The organism is Algoriphagus yeomjeoni, assembly GCF_003259505.1.
In the GTDB taxonomy this organism is placed as follows: domain Bacteria; phylum Bacteroidota; class Bacteroidia; order Cytophagales; family Cyclobacteriaceae; genus Algoriphagus; species Algoriphagus yeomjeoni.
Window position 1 is genome coordinate 35,270 of sequence record NZ_QLLK01000012.1, and the last position, 15,156, is coordinate 50,425.

The following is a 15,156-nucleotide window of genomic DNA, read 5'->3' on the forward strand; positions in this document are numbered from 1 at the left end:
TAAAAGCGAATAACTGACAAAATTATAGCACAAAAAAGCCCTAAGGAGTTTCCAAAGGGCTTTTTCGAGGATTGTTGGTGGAAATTATAAATCCTTAAACTTTTCCATGATGTCTTCAGAAATCCCAGTAAAGGAATATCCTCCATCATGGAAGAGGTTTTGCATTGTTACTAATCTAGTATAGTCAGAGAACATCGTCACGATATACTCTGCACAGGCTTCGGCTGAAGCATTTCCCAAAGGAGAAAGAGATTCTGCAAAATTATAAAACGAATCAAATCCTCCGATACCTGTTCCTGCTGTGGTTTTGGTTGGAGACTGAGAAATGGTATTTACTCTCACTTTCTTGAGCTTACCAAATCTGTACCCATAACCTCGAGCGATACTTTCTAACAAAGCTTTTGCGTCAGCCATGTCTGTATAGAAAGGGAATACTTTCTGAGCAGCGATATAGGAAAGACCGATGATTGATCCCCACTCATTCATGACATCTTGCTTCTCAGCCACTTGCATCATCTTATGGAAAGAGATTGCAGACACATCGTATGATTTCATGGCCCAATCGTAGTTTAGGTCTCCATAGGATCTCCCTTTTCTAATGTTTGGGGACATGCCAATGGAATGCAAAAGGAAATCAAAATTTCCTCCAAGATACTCTTTGGCTTCTGTGTAAAGTTTCTCGATATCTTCAGTGCTTGTAGCATCCGCAGGAATAACGATGGTATCACATTCCTTTGCAAGGTCATTGATGGCACCCATTCTCATTGCGATTGGAGCATTTGTCAAAACAAATTTTGCTCCTTGCTCTTTCGCTTTAAGCGCTGTTTTCCACGCAATTGAGTTCTCGTCAAGAGCACCGGTGATGATTCCAAGTTTTCCTTTTAGCAAATTATCTGGCATATAGCTAGGGGGTTATTTTCAAAAATTATTGTTCAAAAATAGGAAAAAATAATCATTCAAGCCTTGCATTTAAGCCGTGGCGGCAATTAACGGCGAAGCAATTCCTTAGCACTTTCTATCGCCGAAGCAGATGGAGATGCCCCAGCAATCATTTTGGCAAGCTCTAGCACTCGCTCTTCCTGATCCAGCAACTTGATTTTGCTGACGGTTTTCTCAGAGGAATTGTCTTTGTAAACAAAATAATGTAGATCTCCTTGCCCAGCAACCTGCGGCAAATGGGTAATGCAAATCACTTGATGTTTTTTAGAAATATCCTGCATCATTCCTACCATTTTTAGAGCTACCTCACCTGAAATCCCTGTGTCAATCTCATCAAAAATCAATGTAGGCATAGCCATTTTATCAGCCATTAAGTATTTAATCGCAAAAAGCAACCTGGAAAACTCTCCTCCTGAGGCTACCTTTTTAAGCGGTTGCGGAGAGGACCCCTTATTTGCAGAAAACAGCAATTCAATCTCATCCAATCCATTTACTGTAGGTTCAATGGATTTATGCTCCATGACTACTTTGGAATTTTCCATCCCTAATCCTGACAGTAATGCCTCGAGAGACTTCTGAAAATCACTAAAACTTCCTTGTCTTTTCTTGCGAAGAGCTTTTCCTGAATTGGCAACATGAATCTTCGCCTGATCCAATTCTTGCTTTGCGGCAGCAATAGTATCGTCCAAATTTTGAACCTGAAAGACTTTATCTGCCAGCTCTCTTTCCAGCTCCATTAGCTCTTCTACAGTAGCTACTCCATGCTTTTTCTGCAGTTGATAGATCTTACTTAACCTATCTCGAGTTTCATCGAGCTTCTCAAAATCAACCTCAACCTTACTTTCCTCATCACCAAGTGTCTCTTCGATATCTTTTAATTCAATATTGACAGCTTGAAATCGTTCTTTCAGCGTTGCAAAAACATGCGCAAGTCTCTCGAGAGACTGCATTCCATGTTGGATTTGAGACATTCCCTGTAAAATACCGAATTGCTCATCCTGGAATAGATTAAGCATTTCATTGATTTTCAGCTTGATCTCTTCAGCATTCTCTAGGATCTCTTGGCTTGACTCCAACTCGGATTGTTCTCCTTCTTTCAAGTCTAGGACACTCAGCTCTTCCAACTGAAATTGATTAAAATCAGCTTCCTTTTGCAATTCAACAGCCTTTTTACTCAGTTCATTAAATGACTTTTGGGTTTTTTGAAAGGCTTTAAAATCGGATTTATACTGTTTAAGCTCATCCTGAGTTTGGGCAAATGCGTCTATTAAGCTAAGCTGATAGCTCCCTTCTCCTAGCTGCAGTGTGTCATGCTGGGAATGCACATCCATCAAATAAGTACCTAGAGTTTTCAATGAATCTAAAAGGACAGGCGTATCATTGACAAATGAACGGGATTTACCAGCCGGGCTGATTTCCCTTCTAATAATACAGGTCGGTTCGTAATCTAACTCAGCGAGATCAAAGAACTCCTTCAACCCATAGTTTGCCACATCAAAAACTCCCTCAATGACACATTTTTTATCTGCATGAAGTAGGACTTTAGTATCAGACCTATTCCCTAAAAGTAAGCCAACCGCACCCAACATAATTGATTTACCTGCGCCAGTTTCGCCGGTAATCATACTAAGTGCAGAACTTGGCTGCATATGCAGCTGGTCTATCAGAGCATAATTAGAAATGCTGAGAGATTTGAGCATGTGTAATGATTTCGTTTGGGCAAAACTAAAAAATCGAGCTTAGCTTTTCAGCAGCTCATTATACTTTCTCGCATTATTCGGATCAACTTCAAGAAGTAATTCGACAATTTCTGTCCTAATCTCCAAAGAAGCATTTTTCATAATTGACGTAATTTCGTCACTTTTGGCATCCATGAATGAAATAGTAAATATTCCATTTGGCTGCGTTTTGTTTGCTTCTGCCAATATTCGCACAGCTTCCAAGATATTTTCATAAGCTTCCTCTGGACTTATCTGCAGAATATCCAACCCCTGACGGTGATACAAATAATATGCATCACGTATCACTGAAAATACAGAAGAAGTATATATATCATTATTTAAAGCATATCGATTTCGACGATCAGAGGTACTCTGGGTCCAGCCAGGTCTTCCTGATTGCTGAGCGTTATTTACTATATCATTTGCTGCCGCAAAGAATTCACTTCCACCCCGACTTTCAAAGGTGTCATAATCTAAGCCTAAAGCTATCTGAGCATAGAATGCGAGTAGTGAACTTATGTTGTTTAAAAAGGTAAATCGATTGAATTCAAGCGGCTGGGACTCGATGTAGTCAAAACTCCAATTTCTATCCGCAAAATTAAAAACCAAGCTCTCGTAATTCGTGCCATAAACTGGCCTTACCGTCTGAATTTGAACGGTTGCATTATATGTTCCAACCTGTGGCACATCGTTGATCGTGATCAATAAATTTCCCTTGATACGCTCTTCAGGGCGAAATTCATCTGTTGTCCAAGATCTTCCGTTAAGAAATTGCTCAAAACTAGTCTTCATCTGCTCGAAAACATTGGTATTTTGAATCCTAGCACGATCACTATTAATGATCACTGTAAAATTGAGCTCTTGAGAAAAGCCAATGAAAGAATAGCAAAACAGGAGTAAGAGGAAAATTCCTTTCTTCATAGACTTAAAAATAAGGAAATATCTACGCTCACACCCAAACTGGAATATTTTTGATTTGATCAATAATAAGCGCTGCTATTTTATTTTTTGATTCAACCTCTGACTGCACAGCAAATCCAGAAGCATGAAAAATATGTACCTTGTTCGTATCCACTTGAAATCCTGCTCCAGATTCTTTCATTGAATTGAGAACAATCATATCAAAATTTTTCTTTGCTAACTTGGACTGGGCATTTTCAGCTTCATTTTCCGTCTCTAAAGCAAAGCCAATGTGAACTTGATTTTGCTTTTTATTTGAACCAAGCTTCGCTGCGATATCTACGTTTTTGACTAGAGATATAGAAAGTTTTGTATCACTTTTTTTTATTTTCTCAGGGGCAATTTCTGCTGGTGCATAATCAGCGACTGCAGCAGCAAAAACGCAAATATCCATTTGATTATGGATTTTTGATGCTACTTCAAACATCTCTTTTGCTGATTTCACATCCTGCCAATGAAAGTTACTTTTGTTTACTTTCAACGAGATCGGGCCAGATACAACAAAAACTTCCGCTCCTCTGGAAAGAAATGCATTTGCCAATGCAACCCCCATTTTCCCACTCGAGTGATTACTGATATAACGTACTGGATCTAGCGCCTCTTGTGTCGGTCCCATGGTGATAAGTACTTTCTTTCCTTTGAAATCGGACTTTACGACAAAGAATTCTTCAACTTTAGCTAAAATATGCTCTGGCTCCATCATTCTGCCTTTGCCCGACAAACCACTTGCTAATTCTCCTGCTTCCGCATCAAGAATAATATTTCCAAAAGACTCTAATTTCCTAATATTTGATTCTACCGAAGGATGCTGGAACATATCCAAATCCATCGCCGGTGCTACCATGACAGGGCATCTAGCTGATAGATAGGTAGCAGAAAGCAAGTTGTCACAAATACCATTAGCGAACTTCGCGAGGGTATTAGCACTAATAGGTGCTACTAAAAATAAATCCGCCCATAATCCTAGCTCCACATGATTATTCCAAACTCCTGTTTCATCTTTTTGAAATTGACTTAAGATAGGTCGCTTGGAAAGCGTAGATAAAGTGAGCGGTGTAATAAAGTCAAAAGCAGAAGTGCTCATAATAATTTGCACTTCTGCTCCTGCTTTAGTTAATAATCGAGTAAGAAAAGCGGATTTGTAAGCAGCAATGCTACCTGTTACTCCTAAGATAATTTTCTTACCCTTAAGGCTCATAGAATTATTCAGCCGTTGGCTCTTCTGGGAATCTGCTGTACACTTTGCCTTCCATGAATTCCTCCATAGCTAATGTGCTTGGCTTCGGCATTCTTTCGTAAAACTTGGAGATTTCAATTTGCTCTTTGTTTTCAAATACCTCTTCCAAATTATCAACAGTAGAAGCAAACTCAGAAAGCTTAATATTCAACTCCTCTTTCAAAGTGTTAGAAATTTGCTTTGCTCTTTGGCCTACAATATGAAGAGACTCGTAGATATTCTCTGTTTTATCAGCGATTTTATCAAGATCTCTTGTAATGATTGATGGATTAATTGCCATATTCTTGTTTGATTATAATTCTATTTTATTTCTACTTCTTCTATTGTCTTATTCTCTAATGCTCTCGCTTTTTGCTCAGCCAGTCGCTCGTTGTAATCGGCCAAAAGAATTGAATGAGAGACTAATTCTTCTTTGGCCTTCTCTTCAATTTCTTTCACCTTCCCAGTAAAAGCGCTATTCGGATATCTTCTATAAAATGAAGTTGCAAACCCTAGAGCATCATCTAATCTATCTTTCTTTTTTAGGAAAGCACTATTCTCGGCATAGCCTGTACTTACCTCAACCAGCTTATAAGCAAGTTCTTCATTATGCTTACTATCTGGATAATCCTTCATGAAATTCTGAAAGTTGATAATGCATGCCCGGTAATAATCACCTGGATACAAACCGTCCTTGAGTCTGTAATACATGGATGACTCCATGTAAGCTTTTTGCTCAAATCTTCCTTGCAAATCAACTAGCATTTCCATTGCACGCTCATAGCTTGCAGATGCTGGAAATTTGGTCACAAACTGCTGTATTGCAGAAACTGCTTCCTGTGAACTCTGCTGATCAAGATTCGCATCCGGAGCATCCAAATAAAGGGAATAAGCATTCATAAATAACGCTTCTTCAGCAAGAGGGCTCCTATTATATGTTCTATAGAAATTACTGAAATATCCAGCTGCCTCAATGTATCTTTTTGTCTTGAAATGGCAATTAGCATAGTTGTAATCTGCTAACTCAGCTTTCTCACTACCTCTGATAACTGGCAACACTTTGTCATACAGGATAATAGCTTTATTGTATTCTCCTTCCTGATAATATTTGTTGGCACCTGCATACAGCTCTTCCCAATTCGTGCTCTTTTCAAGCTTATTGAATGGGCCACAAGAACTTGTAGCAAGTATAATAAGTAGTAATAGAATGGATTGTACGCGCATTTTCATTTTCAAGACCGCAAATATACGGGATAATAATTCGGATTCAAATGGATGTTAGCTGGATAGTCAAGTCTTACTTCTTGACAACGAGCTTCTTGGTCACAATATTTTTATTGTCCAAGAAAAGGGTGTAGAAATAAATTCCAGGATTGAAGTCTGCAACATTAATTGGAAGCGTGCTCCTTTCGGGATCTAGTTCATAGTCTGCTATTGGGTTCCCAATAAAGCTATTTATCGATATTCTCGCCTTAACCGATTTGTTTTTGATGTTATAATCAAACTGGGCAATTCTCACGCTAGGATTGGGATAGACATCGCTAAGCACGATATCCTTATAATCAAACTCATCAACTTTGTCTGATGGATCATCAACCTCATACCTAGCTTCAACGACAAACAGATCTCTTAAATTGCTCTCATTGACAAATGATAAATCAAAAGATCCTCTCGTTTCAGCTATTCCCATATCAAATACTAAATACAAATCTGTGAGAAGCTCACCTGGCTCCAATTTCAATTTGATTTTGGCTAAGTCTTTTTTCGGGTCGTAACATGTATCTCCAATACAAATACTAACCTTCTGGGAGGACCCTATATTTCCACGTAGGCTTTTCAAAAGGTAAGTCTTTACTTGATTGGACTCGTTTTGAAGGATAATAGTTTTGCGTTTTGTCGAACCTAAATCTCCACGAAACTCAACTCCATCACTCAGCACACGCACCTGTTGGGCCTCCGCAAATACGGGAGCCAACAGCCAAAGCCATGTAAAAAATATGAGTAATCGTTTCATGTAGAGTTTTTATCGATACGCCTTTAGTATAGTAACTGTAGTCAATATACGGACAAAATTATACCAATGGCTATGTATTTAGATAAAAATGCGGTTAAAATCTGTTAACCCTAATGAAATTTTTCAGCTACTTGTGCGTTAGCTTAAACCTGGAAAAGCCTACAACCGTGATGGAATCTTTTTTTCTGGTTTCCAACCACGTTTTTCCAGTGATTTTCGGATATCCTCTTCCGTAGGCAGAATCAATTCTATATCCGGTTCATTGAATAAATTTTCTGCATCAAGATCTATTTCGTCAGGCTTTCTCCACAAAAAAATATCTTCTAGTGTAGGCCTTTCTTCGAATCTCCAGTTGAAACCCTCTAATCTGGAATTTTCTTCCGTAATGAGTTGTAAGGGGGTGAACTTGCCATCAGGTTTGATTCCATAGGTTACCCGCTGAATCGCACCATCTTTGAACCTGAGCTTGATGTTAGCACTCAGCGTTTTATTGATCCCCTGAGATATGGTATCTGCTTGCAAAGCGAAATAGAGGGATTCTCCGTTGCCTTCAATATCAATCCTGTCCATTTGCCCCTCTCTAAAATACCCATCCATGGTTCTACCCTTCATCTGGTTGAAGTTCATTATGGTATCCTGAGTGATGACGAATACTTTATCTTTCATAAAGACACGCTCGAGTTCTTCATTTGCAATGTAAAAAACCATACTATCTGCGGTGATTTGGCTTTTTTGATTCCACATTACTGGGCTTTTAAATAGCTGTATGGAAGAATCCGCATAATTATAAACCAAGGAATCCGCTACTCCGGACATGTCAGATTTTACTAATCTAACTGACCTAAATGCCAGTAAATATTTCATAGAATCAGCCTCTCCATCCTGTGATATCAAGGAGTCTGAGGCCATGTAGAGTGTATCTTTTTCGAAATACCTTCTTACCAGTGCATTCCCATGGACTAAACTATATTTTCGCTCATCCCAATACTCTCCTACATCTCCAAATACTTCAACTTGACGTTCTTTATTGAGTACGCTTACATTTTCTTTGCCTTCATAATAGGCGTCAAGCTCACTGTAAAATAGCTCTTTTGCCTTAATCCGGCTTGTTTCTGTTTCTACAACCCCTTCATAAAACCTGAATTTCTTGCCTTGCGTGTCATAAAAACTGCCATTTTGAGCATCCAACGTATTCCCTTCTGTTGATATCAGGTTGGTCAACCCTTTGGTCTCAGCCGTCTTAGGGATGGTCAAATAAATCAAATCATTGGTCTTCATGGTGTAGTCAGGATTGACTAGAACCACATCATTTTTGAAAGTAATTTTCTCAATAGTTACTTCATAAGTCCCTCTTTGACTAGTCAACACATTTACAGAGTCCACTACTTTTCCATCATTGAAATAATATGCAATGTTCGCCTCACGGTCATAATCAAGGTATTCAGTGGTCAACGTAGTTTTTTGATTCGTGAAAACTACATTATTTCGGAGCTTAGCAAGCTTAGTATTCCCATCGTACTCAGCATATCTACTGGTAGTCTGCACAGGATCTTCCGTATCCACTATTCTCACATTCCCAAATAGACGTGCTTTGTTTTCCAATCTAAAGAAATGTGCAGAATCGCAATAGATCAGCGAGTTCTGATGCTTCATCTTTACATCTCCTACTAACCTTTCATATCCGTCACTGCCGATCAACTCACCCGCGCCGTTAATCTCCAAAACCGATGTTTCCTGGGCTTGAGAAGAAAATGATATGACCCAAAAAGTCAGAAGGATAAAGGAAATACGAAAGAGGGCTGAAGTCATAGCGGCACGAATGTGGGCAAAATTAGTAGAAAATGATATTTTTGATCAATGGTTGAAGCTTTTATCCGGCATATCCGGAACAAATCAATTTTAGATCCCACCAAAACCTACCTATTAGCTAGTAGTGGCGGAATAGACAGCATGTGCTTAGGCAATCTTCTTACCAAAGCAGAAATACCTTTTGAAATAGCCCATGTTAATTTTCAATTAAGGGGTGAGGAAAGTGATCAGGACGAAGAATTTCTAAGAAATTGGGCTAAAACACTTGAGATACCTTTCCATGTACATCATGCTGATACCTATGCTTTCGCATCAGAAAGAAATATCTCTACGCAAATGGCGGCAAGAGAGATTCGTTATGCTTGGTTTGAAAAGTTAAGATCAGAAAGAAAATTAGCCGGGATCATCACTGCTCATCACGAGGACGATCAAATTGAAACAATATTTCTAAACTTACTCCGAGGAACTGGTATAGAAGGTATTTATGGAATGGCAGATCGCCGAGGTTGGTTGATCCGCCCCATGCTTCCATTTAGCCGAAAAGAAATTGAAGAATATATCTTGGAAAACCAGATCGAATGGAGGGAAGATAGCTCAAATGAAAAGACTGATTATAAGAGAAACAAACTTCGCCATATTAGTTTACCTGCACTTTATGAGGTTGGCGATGATGCAAAATCAAACCTGCTAAACAGCTTTGAAAGATTAAAAGATACTGGAAAGGCATTTACTGCACTCTTTGACAATTGGAAATCTGAGAAAATCAAAGAATCTGATGATCTTCAAATTCTTTCATCACAGGACCTTCTACGACATGCAGGCGCATCTTCCCTACTGTATTTTTGGCTTCGACCATACGGTTTCAATTCTGATCAAGCGCAAGATATTTTAGAGACTTGTCAATTCAGTGAATCTGGAAAACTCTTCGAAAGCAGCACACATCTGCTAAATATTGATCGTGATCAATTGATTTTGGCACCTATCCCTAGTGAGTTTGAATCGATTTCTATTTCAGCCAGTGACATTGAATTTACCATACCGGAAGGCAGGTATGAACTCCTAAAATTAGACGGCCGAGAGGCATTAGACAAAAGTCGGCAAAATGCTATGCTCGATTTAGAGCGCTTGAGTTTTCCACTCGAGATCAGGACTTGGCAGGAAGGTGATCGGTTTATTCCTCTTGGCATGAAAAATGCAAAGAAAGTCTCTGACTTTTTGATAGATTTAAAGGTGCCTGTGGTGAAAAAACGAGGTATAAAAGTACTAATTTCAGAAGATCAAATAGCTTGGGTAATTGGATATAGAATAGCTGATTGGGTAAAATCAACAGCAGCTACACGGAAATTACTTTATCTAAAAAAGCAATAAGCAATGCGGAATCCATTTTCTAAAACATACACTGAAGCTGAGGAAAACATGTTCCATTTTCTAGGGCAGATTAAGTTTTTTGAAAACTTGAAGGAAAAAGAAATGGCTCGATTTATCCCTGCTATGCATCATCGAAAGTATGTGAAGGACGAGGTGGTTTTCTTCAGCAAGGATCCAAGTCAGGCGCTTTATTTGGTTAAAAGCGGAGAAATATCCCTAACTATTGACATCAAGGATAATTTTGAAACGATTCTTGAAATCAAGCGAGGTGAGGCCTTTGGAGAAAATTCGTTGATCGAAAATGCCAAGAGAACTTACACTGCATTAATAGTGTCAGATGAGGCAGAACTGATTGTAATCCCTCATTTTGCGATGCAGGAGATTTTTGACAGCAATCCAAAGATCAAGGCAAAAATGATGACTTCACTTGCGGAATACTATAACCAAAACAATCAGCGACTATTCCGATCCTACAGAGAATCCTTTGGCTTTTTTAGCCTGCGTCAAATGTTTGAATAACGAAATTTAAACTTGCTTTTTTTCAAACATAAATAGATGCCCGGAGATCAATTTTTAGAAAAGTTAAATTCCAAATCTAACCTGGAGTTAGAAAGAATTGCTGCGGATTCAAGGTCATATATTTTCGACGCCAGGCATGCAGCTGCAATACTTTTAAAAAACCGAAATTATCAATCTCCACTTATAGAAATCGTCGAAGGAGAAGCTAAAAAGGGAGGAATAGTTAAAACGAAAAACCTTGAAAATCTAAAAGAAGAAAAAAGACGTCTGATAAGGCACCTTCGGGAAATTTCAATCAACGGGACTGGGAAATACAGACTTACAAATGGTAATGAACTTCAAATAAAGAGATTGAATGAAAAAATCTTTCAGATAAACATTGAAACTAGCTATGGAAGAGGTTTAGGACCTGTAATTATTTGTAAAATCAAAGATGATTCAACATACCTCACTTATCCATTTTTATACTTAAAATATATCCTGATTTACGGAGTTGGTGGAGTAGTTTTATTTATACTTCTTTCTTGGCTAGGTTATGTAAATTATAGTCTAAAGATTTTTTTTATTCCATTTATCGTTCCGGTTGGATTTCAATTGCTTTTGATGCCTTTTATCTATTTTTTAACATTGAAAACCTTTCAAGAAAGATTGAAAAAAAATAAAAACCGCAACTTCGGCTACGAAAACTTCTAGATTGAGAACCACCAATTTTGAATCTATTACCTTAAATAGGTAAATCGACGATATTCATCAAAAATCCTTAATTACTTCCAAAGAATTCTGGACTCGGTTTCCGATACTAGGCATTGTTTAATATCTTAGCGCCGCTTTTTAACGCAAAAAATTCATAAAAAATCTATAAATCTAATGAGCAAAGTAACCGTAGTAGGAGCTGGTAACGTGGGCGCAACTTGCGCAGACGTATTGGCTTATCGTGAAATCGCTGAGGAAATTGTATTAATCGATATCAAAGAAGGCGTTGCTGAAGGTAAGGCACTTGATATTTTCCAGAAGGCACCAATTAATCAATACGATAGCCGTACCACTGGAAGCACAAATGATTATACTAAAACTGCCAATTCAGATGTAGTTGTGATTACTTCTGGCCTTCCTCGTAAGCCTGGTATGACTCGTGACGACTTGATCGAAACCAACGCTGGCATCGTGAAATCTGTGACTGAGAATGTAATTAAGCATTCACCTAACGCAATTATCATCGTGGTTTCAAACCCTCTTGATGTAATGACTTATCAGGCACACATCACTGCAGGTACTTCTAGAAACAAGGTAATCGGTATGGCTGGTATCTTGGATACAGCGCGGTACAGAGCTTTCCTTGCTGAAGAATTGAATGTTTCTCCAAAAGAGATTCAGGCCATCCTGATGGGCGGACATGGTGACACGATGGTTCCTCTCCCTCGCTATACTACAGTAGCTGGTATCCCAGTAACTGAGTTGGTAGCTAAGGACAAGCTGGACGCGATCATCGAAAGAACGAAATTCGGTGGCGGAGAGCTAGTAAAGCTAATGGGTACTTCTGCTTGGTATGCTCCAGGATCAGCAGCTGCGCAAATGGTAGAAGCAATCTTGAAAAATCAAAGAAGAGTATTCCCTGTTTGTATCAAACTAGAAGGTGAATACGGAATCGATGATTGCTACCTAGGCGTACCAGTAATTCTTGGCAAAAACGGCGTCGAGAAAGTATTGGAACTAGACTTAAATGCTGAAGAAAAAGCGCTTCTTGAGACTTCTAGAGGTCATGTGAAAGAAGTGATGGAAGTATTGAACAAACTAGGTAAGTAAAACTAGTTTATTTATACATCAGACCTGAGATTCTCTTGCTTTTGCGAAGGTTTCTTAGGTCTGATTTTTGTAATATGCCGCCTGAACCATCGTTGAACCTGTGAAGATCTGGAAAAGCCTTCTTATACTTTTTATCACCTTACTCCTAGCTGCAGGAGGTTTCTGGGTTTACAAATCCTACTTTTCAACTCGCAGAATCAATAGCTTAGAAGTAATCAGCCAAAATGCCGTCTTTGTCTTTGAAACATACGAAGGTGCAAATCAATGGAACACACTGGTAAATGATCCGGTTTGGGAAATTTTAAAAGCATTCCCAGCTTTTCAAAGACTATCTGACCAACTCATTACCTTAGACAGCCTAAATGGAGGATCAGGCGAAATAGCAAAATCTCTAAACGGCCAACAAGCTACCATCAGCCTTCATTCCACTGGTATTGAGACATTCGAACTACTTTTTACCATCAATCTCAATCCATCCACTACTACAGATTTCATCGAAGAAATTGAATCAAGAATCCCAACAGGATCTAGATTTCAATCTCGAAAATACTCTGATCAGGATGTATTGGAATATTATAATGCTGACAATAATCGACTTTGGAGCATTACATTATTAGGAGATTTGGCGGTGATATCATCTTCCTCCTTCTTAGTCGAAGAAGCCATCCGTTTTTATGTCAATGAAGACCAATTAAGTTTTTACTCCCTCGCAAAAACTATCCCTTATAATTCCGATGCACAAGGTAGACTTATCATTGACGGCAAAGGATTATCCAGCCTGCTAAAAGGTGTAGGTGGATTGAGGGAAAGCCCGACAATTGATGCTTTGGAAATTATGCCTGGAGTGGTGTCTTTGGACCTTATTTTAGAAGAAAATCAGATGGTTTTCAAAGGACCGGTGGTTTATGAAGAAGATGTTAATTTCACCCCATCTATCCAGGCAAATCTTGCAGCCATCGAGGATGTCATCTCCATTCGTACGCTTGCACTGACTCAGATTAATTTAGAGAGTATCTATGAAACTCAGAAAATCACCAATCGCGCTTTTACAGCGAGGGCGACTTTTAGTGGAGACATTCAGCGCAAGCTCTTAGACAAGGGATTTTTAGATTCATTTACAGGAGAATTGTATTTACTGGATCTTGAAAATGCTGGAGGGGCTGATCAAAACCTCGCGCTGTTGGCTCGAACTAGAGATGCAGATCTTGCTATACAGCAACTCAAAGAGTTTCAAGAAAGCGAGAGTGACGAAGGGTCGGATTTCTATTCAGGACATGAGATTCTTTACCTTTCAGAGGAAGAATTCCCTGCACATTTATTTGGTGGAAAATTCACAGGCTTTGGGCAAACTTTTATTACTTCAGAAAATGATGTTTTAATCTTCACCAATTCTCAGCAAGCAATGAAGCTGATGCTGGACGATATCACTTCTGGAAGTACCTGGGGAAAATCTTCTAGAGCTCCAGAAGCGAAAAAGGACCTGAGCCCAACTTCCGGCTTTAGTCGCATTTATCTCACAGATAATATTTGGGACACTTGGACAAAAAAGGCAAATCCATCCTGGAGTTCATTCTTGCAGAAATATTCGGAGGCATTCCTTTCTTTCCCTTGGGTTTCTTTTAAAATAAACCAGCTACAGGGCAAGACAGAAGCGACGCTCAGCTTTCCATATGATGGTGGCTCCAAACCGACTATTGAAACTACTGATGCTATTTCTCTGCAGCCGAGCAATAGAATTTCCTTTGAAAACCAGTTAATCTATGGCCCAAAATCAATCATCAACTATCAGGATAATACGGAAGATTTATTGGTACAGGACCAAAACAATGTTCTCCATTTAATCAATTCTGCTGGTCAGGAAGTTTATTCAGAGCAACTTACAGGCCCTATAGTTTCAGATGCTTTTCAAATTGATTACTACAAAAATGGAAAGCTTCAGCTATTGGTCGCTACAGCTGATAAAATCTATGGAATTGATAGGCTAGGCACTCCACTTCCAGGCTATCCCTTGGGAGCAAACGGAGAGAAAATCACACATCTCAACTTAGTTGATTATAGCAACTCAAAAGATTACCGCTTTTTCATCAGTACCGAAGCCGGCAACTTATATTTAATAGACAAGACGGGTGACAAGCTGGAAGGCTGGGATCCAAATCGAATTGGAGCCAAAACTATTGGTGCACCGGCTCATTATCGCGTACCAGGAAAAGGAGATTACATGGTGGCTTTGACTGAAAATGGGGCTCTTCAGCTTTTTAACCGAAGAGGCGAAAGCCAAGCGGGTTCTTCGATCAAATTAGGCGATTCTTTCACGTCTGGGCTGATATCCTGGCGCGACCCGAAGTCTAGATCCAGCCAGTTGGTGGGGATTACTGCAAATGGAGAGGTAATACATACCAACTTCAATGGGGAGATTGGATATAGGAACCAACTTGTCAAGGACGATCGTGATAGTGAATTCCTGCTTGTGCCGGATCAGAAACAAAACGATTTTGTTTTTATCTCACGACAGTATAACGAGGTAACCGTTCTTGATAGAAGTGAAAAAAACCTCTTCAGCACGCGCGTGTCTGACGAAAATCTCATCTATCAATATTTTGACTTCGGATCTGACAGGCAATTATTTGCAGTTACTGATCTCAATCAAGGATTTTGTTACCTGTATGATATGAGTGGAAATCTTCAGACCACCATGCCGCTAGAAAGTACTGGTACAATACAGATTACCTATCAGTCATCCCTAGGTCAATATCTGATTAGGACGATAAGTGGCTCCACACTTACAGAATTTCAATTAGCAGATTAAG

General features: G+C 39.1%; 13 protein-coding genes. 5 read left to right on the forward strand and 8 right to left on the reverse strand.

Going from position 1 to position 15,156, the window contains the following annotated elements; translation table 11 throughout:
* Positions 1-84: 84 nt before the first annotated feature.
* From LV83_RS17490 to LV83_RS17525, 8 genes are all read right to left on the reverse strand, one after another.
* Positions 85-900 (reverse strand): enoyl-ACP reductase FabI, encoded by an 816-nt coding sequence (locus LV83_RS17490; RefSeq protein ID WP_111612857.1) that lies wholly within the window; start codon positions 898-900, stop codon positions 85-87.
* A gap of 86 nt (positions 901-986) precedes the next feature.
* Positions 987-2,639: a DNA repair protein RecN gene (gene recN, locus LV83_RS17495; protein ID WP_111612858.1), complete on the reverse strand. Its 1,653-nt coding sequence runs from the start codon at positions 2,637-2,639 to the stop codon at positions 987-989.
* 39 nt (positions 2,640-2,678) lie between these two features.
* Complete coding sequence (porD, locus tag LV83_RS17500; protein ID WP_111612859.1) at positions 2,679-3,581, reverse strand: type IX secretion system protein PorD; 903 nt, start codon at positions 3,579-3,581, stop codon at positions 2,679-2,681.
* Between the two features lie 28 nt (positions 3,582-3,609).
* Entirely contained in the window at positions 3,610-4,818 is a 1,209-nt protein-coding gene (coaBC, locus tag LV83_RS17505; RefSeq protein WP_111612860.1) for a bifunctional phosphopantothenoylcysteine decarboxylase/phosphopantothenate--cysteine ligase CoaBC, read from the reverse strand.
* A gap of 4 nt (positions 4,819-4,822) precedes the next feature.
* Positions 4,823-5,137, reverse strand: coding sequence for a DNA-directed RNA polymerase subunit omega (locus LV83_RS17510; RefSeq protein ID WP_091698232.1), 315 nt, complete (start codon positions 5,135-5,137; stop codon positions 4,823-4,825).
* A gap of 20 nt (positions 5,138-5,157) precedes the next feature.
* Entirely contained in the window at positions 5,158-6,066 is a 909-nt protein-coding gene (locus LV83_RS17515) for an outer membrane protein assembly factor BamD (protein WP_170124580.1), read from the reverse strand.
* Between the two features lie 67 nt (positions 6,067-6,133).
* Positions 6,134-6,850, reverse strand: coding sequence for a T9SS type A sorting domain-containing protein (locus LV83_RS17520; RefSeq protein ID WP_111612861.1), 717 nt, complete (start codon positions 6,848-6,850; stop codon positions 6,134-6,136).
* 159 nt (positions 6,851-7,009) lie between these two features.
* Complete coding sequence (locus tag LV83_RS17525) at positions 7,010-8,659, reverse strand: OstA-like protein (protein ID WP_111612862.1); 1,650 nt, start codon at positions 8,657-8,659, stop codon at positions 7,010-7,012.
* Between the two features lie 48 nt (positions 8,660-8,707).
* Between LV83_RS17525 and tilS the strand changes: the two genes are divergently transcribed.
* From tilS to LV83_RS17550, 5 genes are all read left to right on the forward strand, one after another.
* Positions 8,708-10,027, forward strand: coding sequence for a tRNA lysidine(34) synthetase TilS (gene tilS / locus LV83_RS17530; protein ID WP_111612863.1), 1,320 nt, complete (start codon positions 8,708-8,710; stop codon positions 10,025-10,027).
* A 3-nt stretch (positions 10,028-10,030) separates the two neighbouring features.
* Positions 10,031-10,546: a Crp/Fnr family transcriptional regulator gene (locus LV83_RS17535; RefSeq protein WP_111612864.1), complete on the forward strand. Its 516-nt coding sequence runs from the start codon at positions 10,031-10,033 to the stop codon at positions 10,544-10,546.
* A 36-nt stretch (positions 10,547-10,582) separates the two neighbouring features.
* Positions 10,583-11,239, forward strand: a complete 657-nt coding sequence (locus LV83_RS17540; protein WP_111612865.1) for a hypothetical protein — start codon at positions 10,583-10,585, stop codon at positions 11,237-11,239.
* A 174-nt stretch (positions 11,240-11,413) separates the two neighbouring features.
* Positions 11,414-12,349: a malate dehydrogenase gene (gene mdh, locus LV83_RS17545; protein WP_111612866.1), complete on the forward strand. Its 936-nt coding sequence runs from the start codon at positions 11,414-11,416 to the stop codon at positions 12,347-12,349.
* A 100-nt stretch (positions 12,350-12,449) separates the two neighbouring features.
* The gene (locus LV83_RS17550) at positions 12,450-15,155 is read left to right on the forward strand and encodes a hypothetical protein (RefSeq protein ID WP_111612867.1); all 2,706 of its coding nucleotides are present in this window, start codon (positions 12,450-12,452) and stop codon (positions 15,153-15,155) included.
* Position 15,156 lies beyond the last annotated feature (1 nt).

What these genes read in the sequence shown, in the direction of transcription:
- LV83_RS17490 (WP_111612857.1), bottom strand. Translation starts at nt 900, where the DNA reads ATGCCAGATAATTTGCTAAAAGGAAAACTTGGAATCATCACCGGTGCT.
- recN (WP_111612858.1), bottom strand. Translation starts at nt 2,639, where the DNA reads ATGCTCAAATCTCTCAGCATTTCTAATTATGCTCTGATAGACCAGCTG.
- porD (WP_111612859.1), bottom strand. Translation starts at nt 3,581, where the DNA reads ATGAAGAAAGGAATTTTCCTCTTACTCCTGTTTTGCTATTCTTTCATT.
- coaBC (WP_111612860.1), bottom strand. Translation starts at nt 4,818, where the DNA reads ATGAGCCTTAAGGGTAAGAAAATTATCTTAGGAGTAACAGGTAGCATT.
- LV83_RS17510 (WP_091698232.1), bottom strand. Translation starts at nt 5,137, where the DNA reads ATGGCAATTAATCCATCAATCATTACAAGAGATCTTGATAAAATCGCT.
- LV83_RS17515 (WP_170124580.1), bottom strand. Translation starts at nt 6,066, where the DNA reads ATGAAAATGCGCGTACAATCCATTCTATTACTACTTATTATACTTGCT.
- LV83_RS17520 (WP_111612861.1), bottom strand. Translation starts at nt 6,850, where the DNA reads ATGAAACGATTACTCATATTTTTTACATGGCTTTGGCTGTTGGCTCCC.
- LV83_RS17525 (WP_111612862.1), bottom strand. Translation starts at nt 8,659, where the DNA reads ATGACTTCAGCCCTCTTTCGTATTTCCTTTATCCTTCTGACTTTTTGG.
- tilS (WP_111612863.1), top strand. Translation starts at nt 8,708, where the DNA reads ATGGTTGAAGCTTTTATCCGGCATATCCGGAACAAATCAATTTTAGAT.
- LV83_RS17535 (WP_111612864.1), top strand. Translation starts at nt 10,031, where the DNA reads ATGCGGAATCCATTTTCTAAAACATACACTGAAGCTGAGGAAAACATG.
- LV83_RS17540 (WP_111612865.1), top strand. Translation starts at nt 10,583, where the DNA reads ATGCCCGGAGATCAATTTTTAGAAAAGTTAAATTCCAAATCTAACCTG.
- mdh (WP_111612866.1), top strand. Translation starts at nt 11,414, where the DNA reads ATGAGCAAAGTAACCGTAGTAGGAGCTGGTAACGTGGGCGCAACTTGC.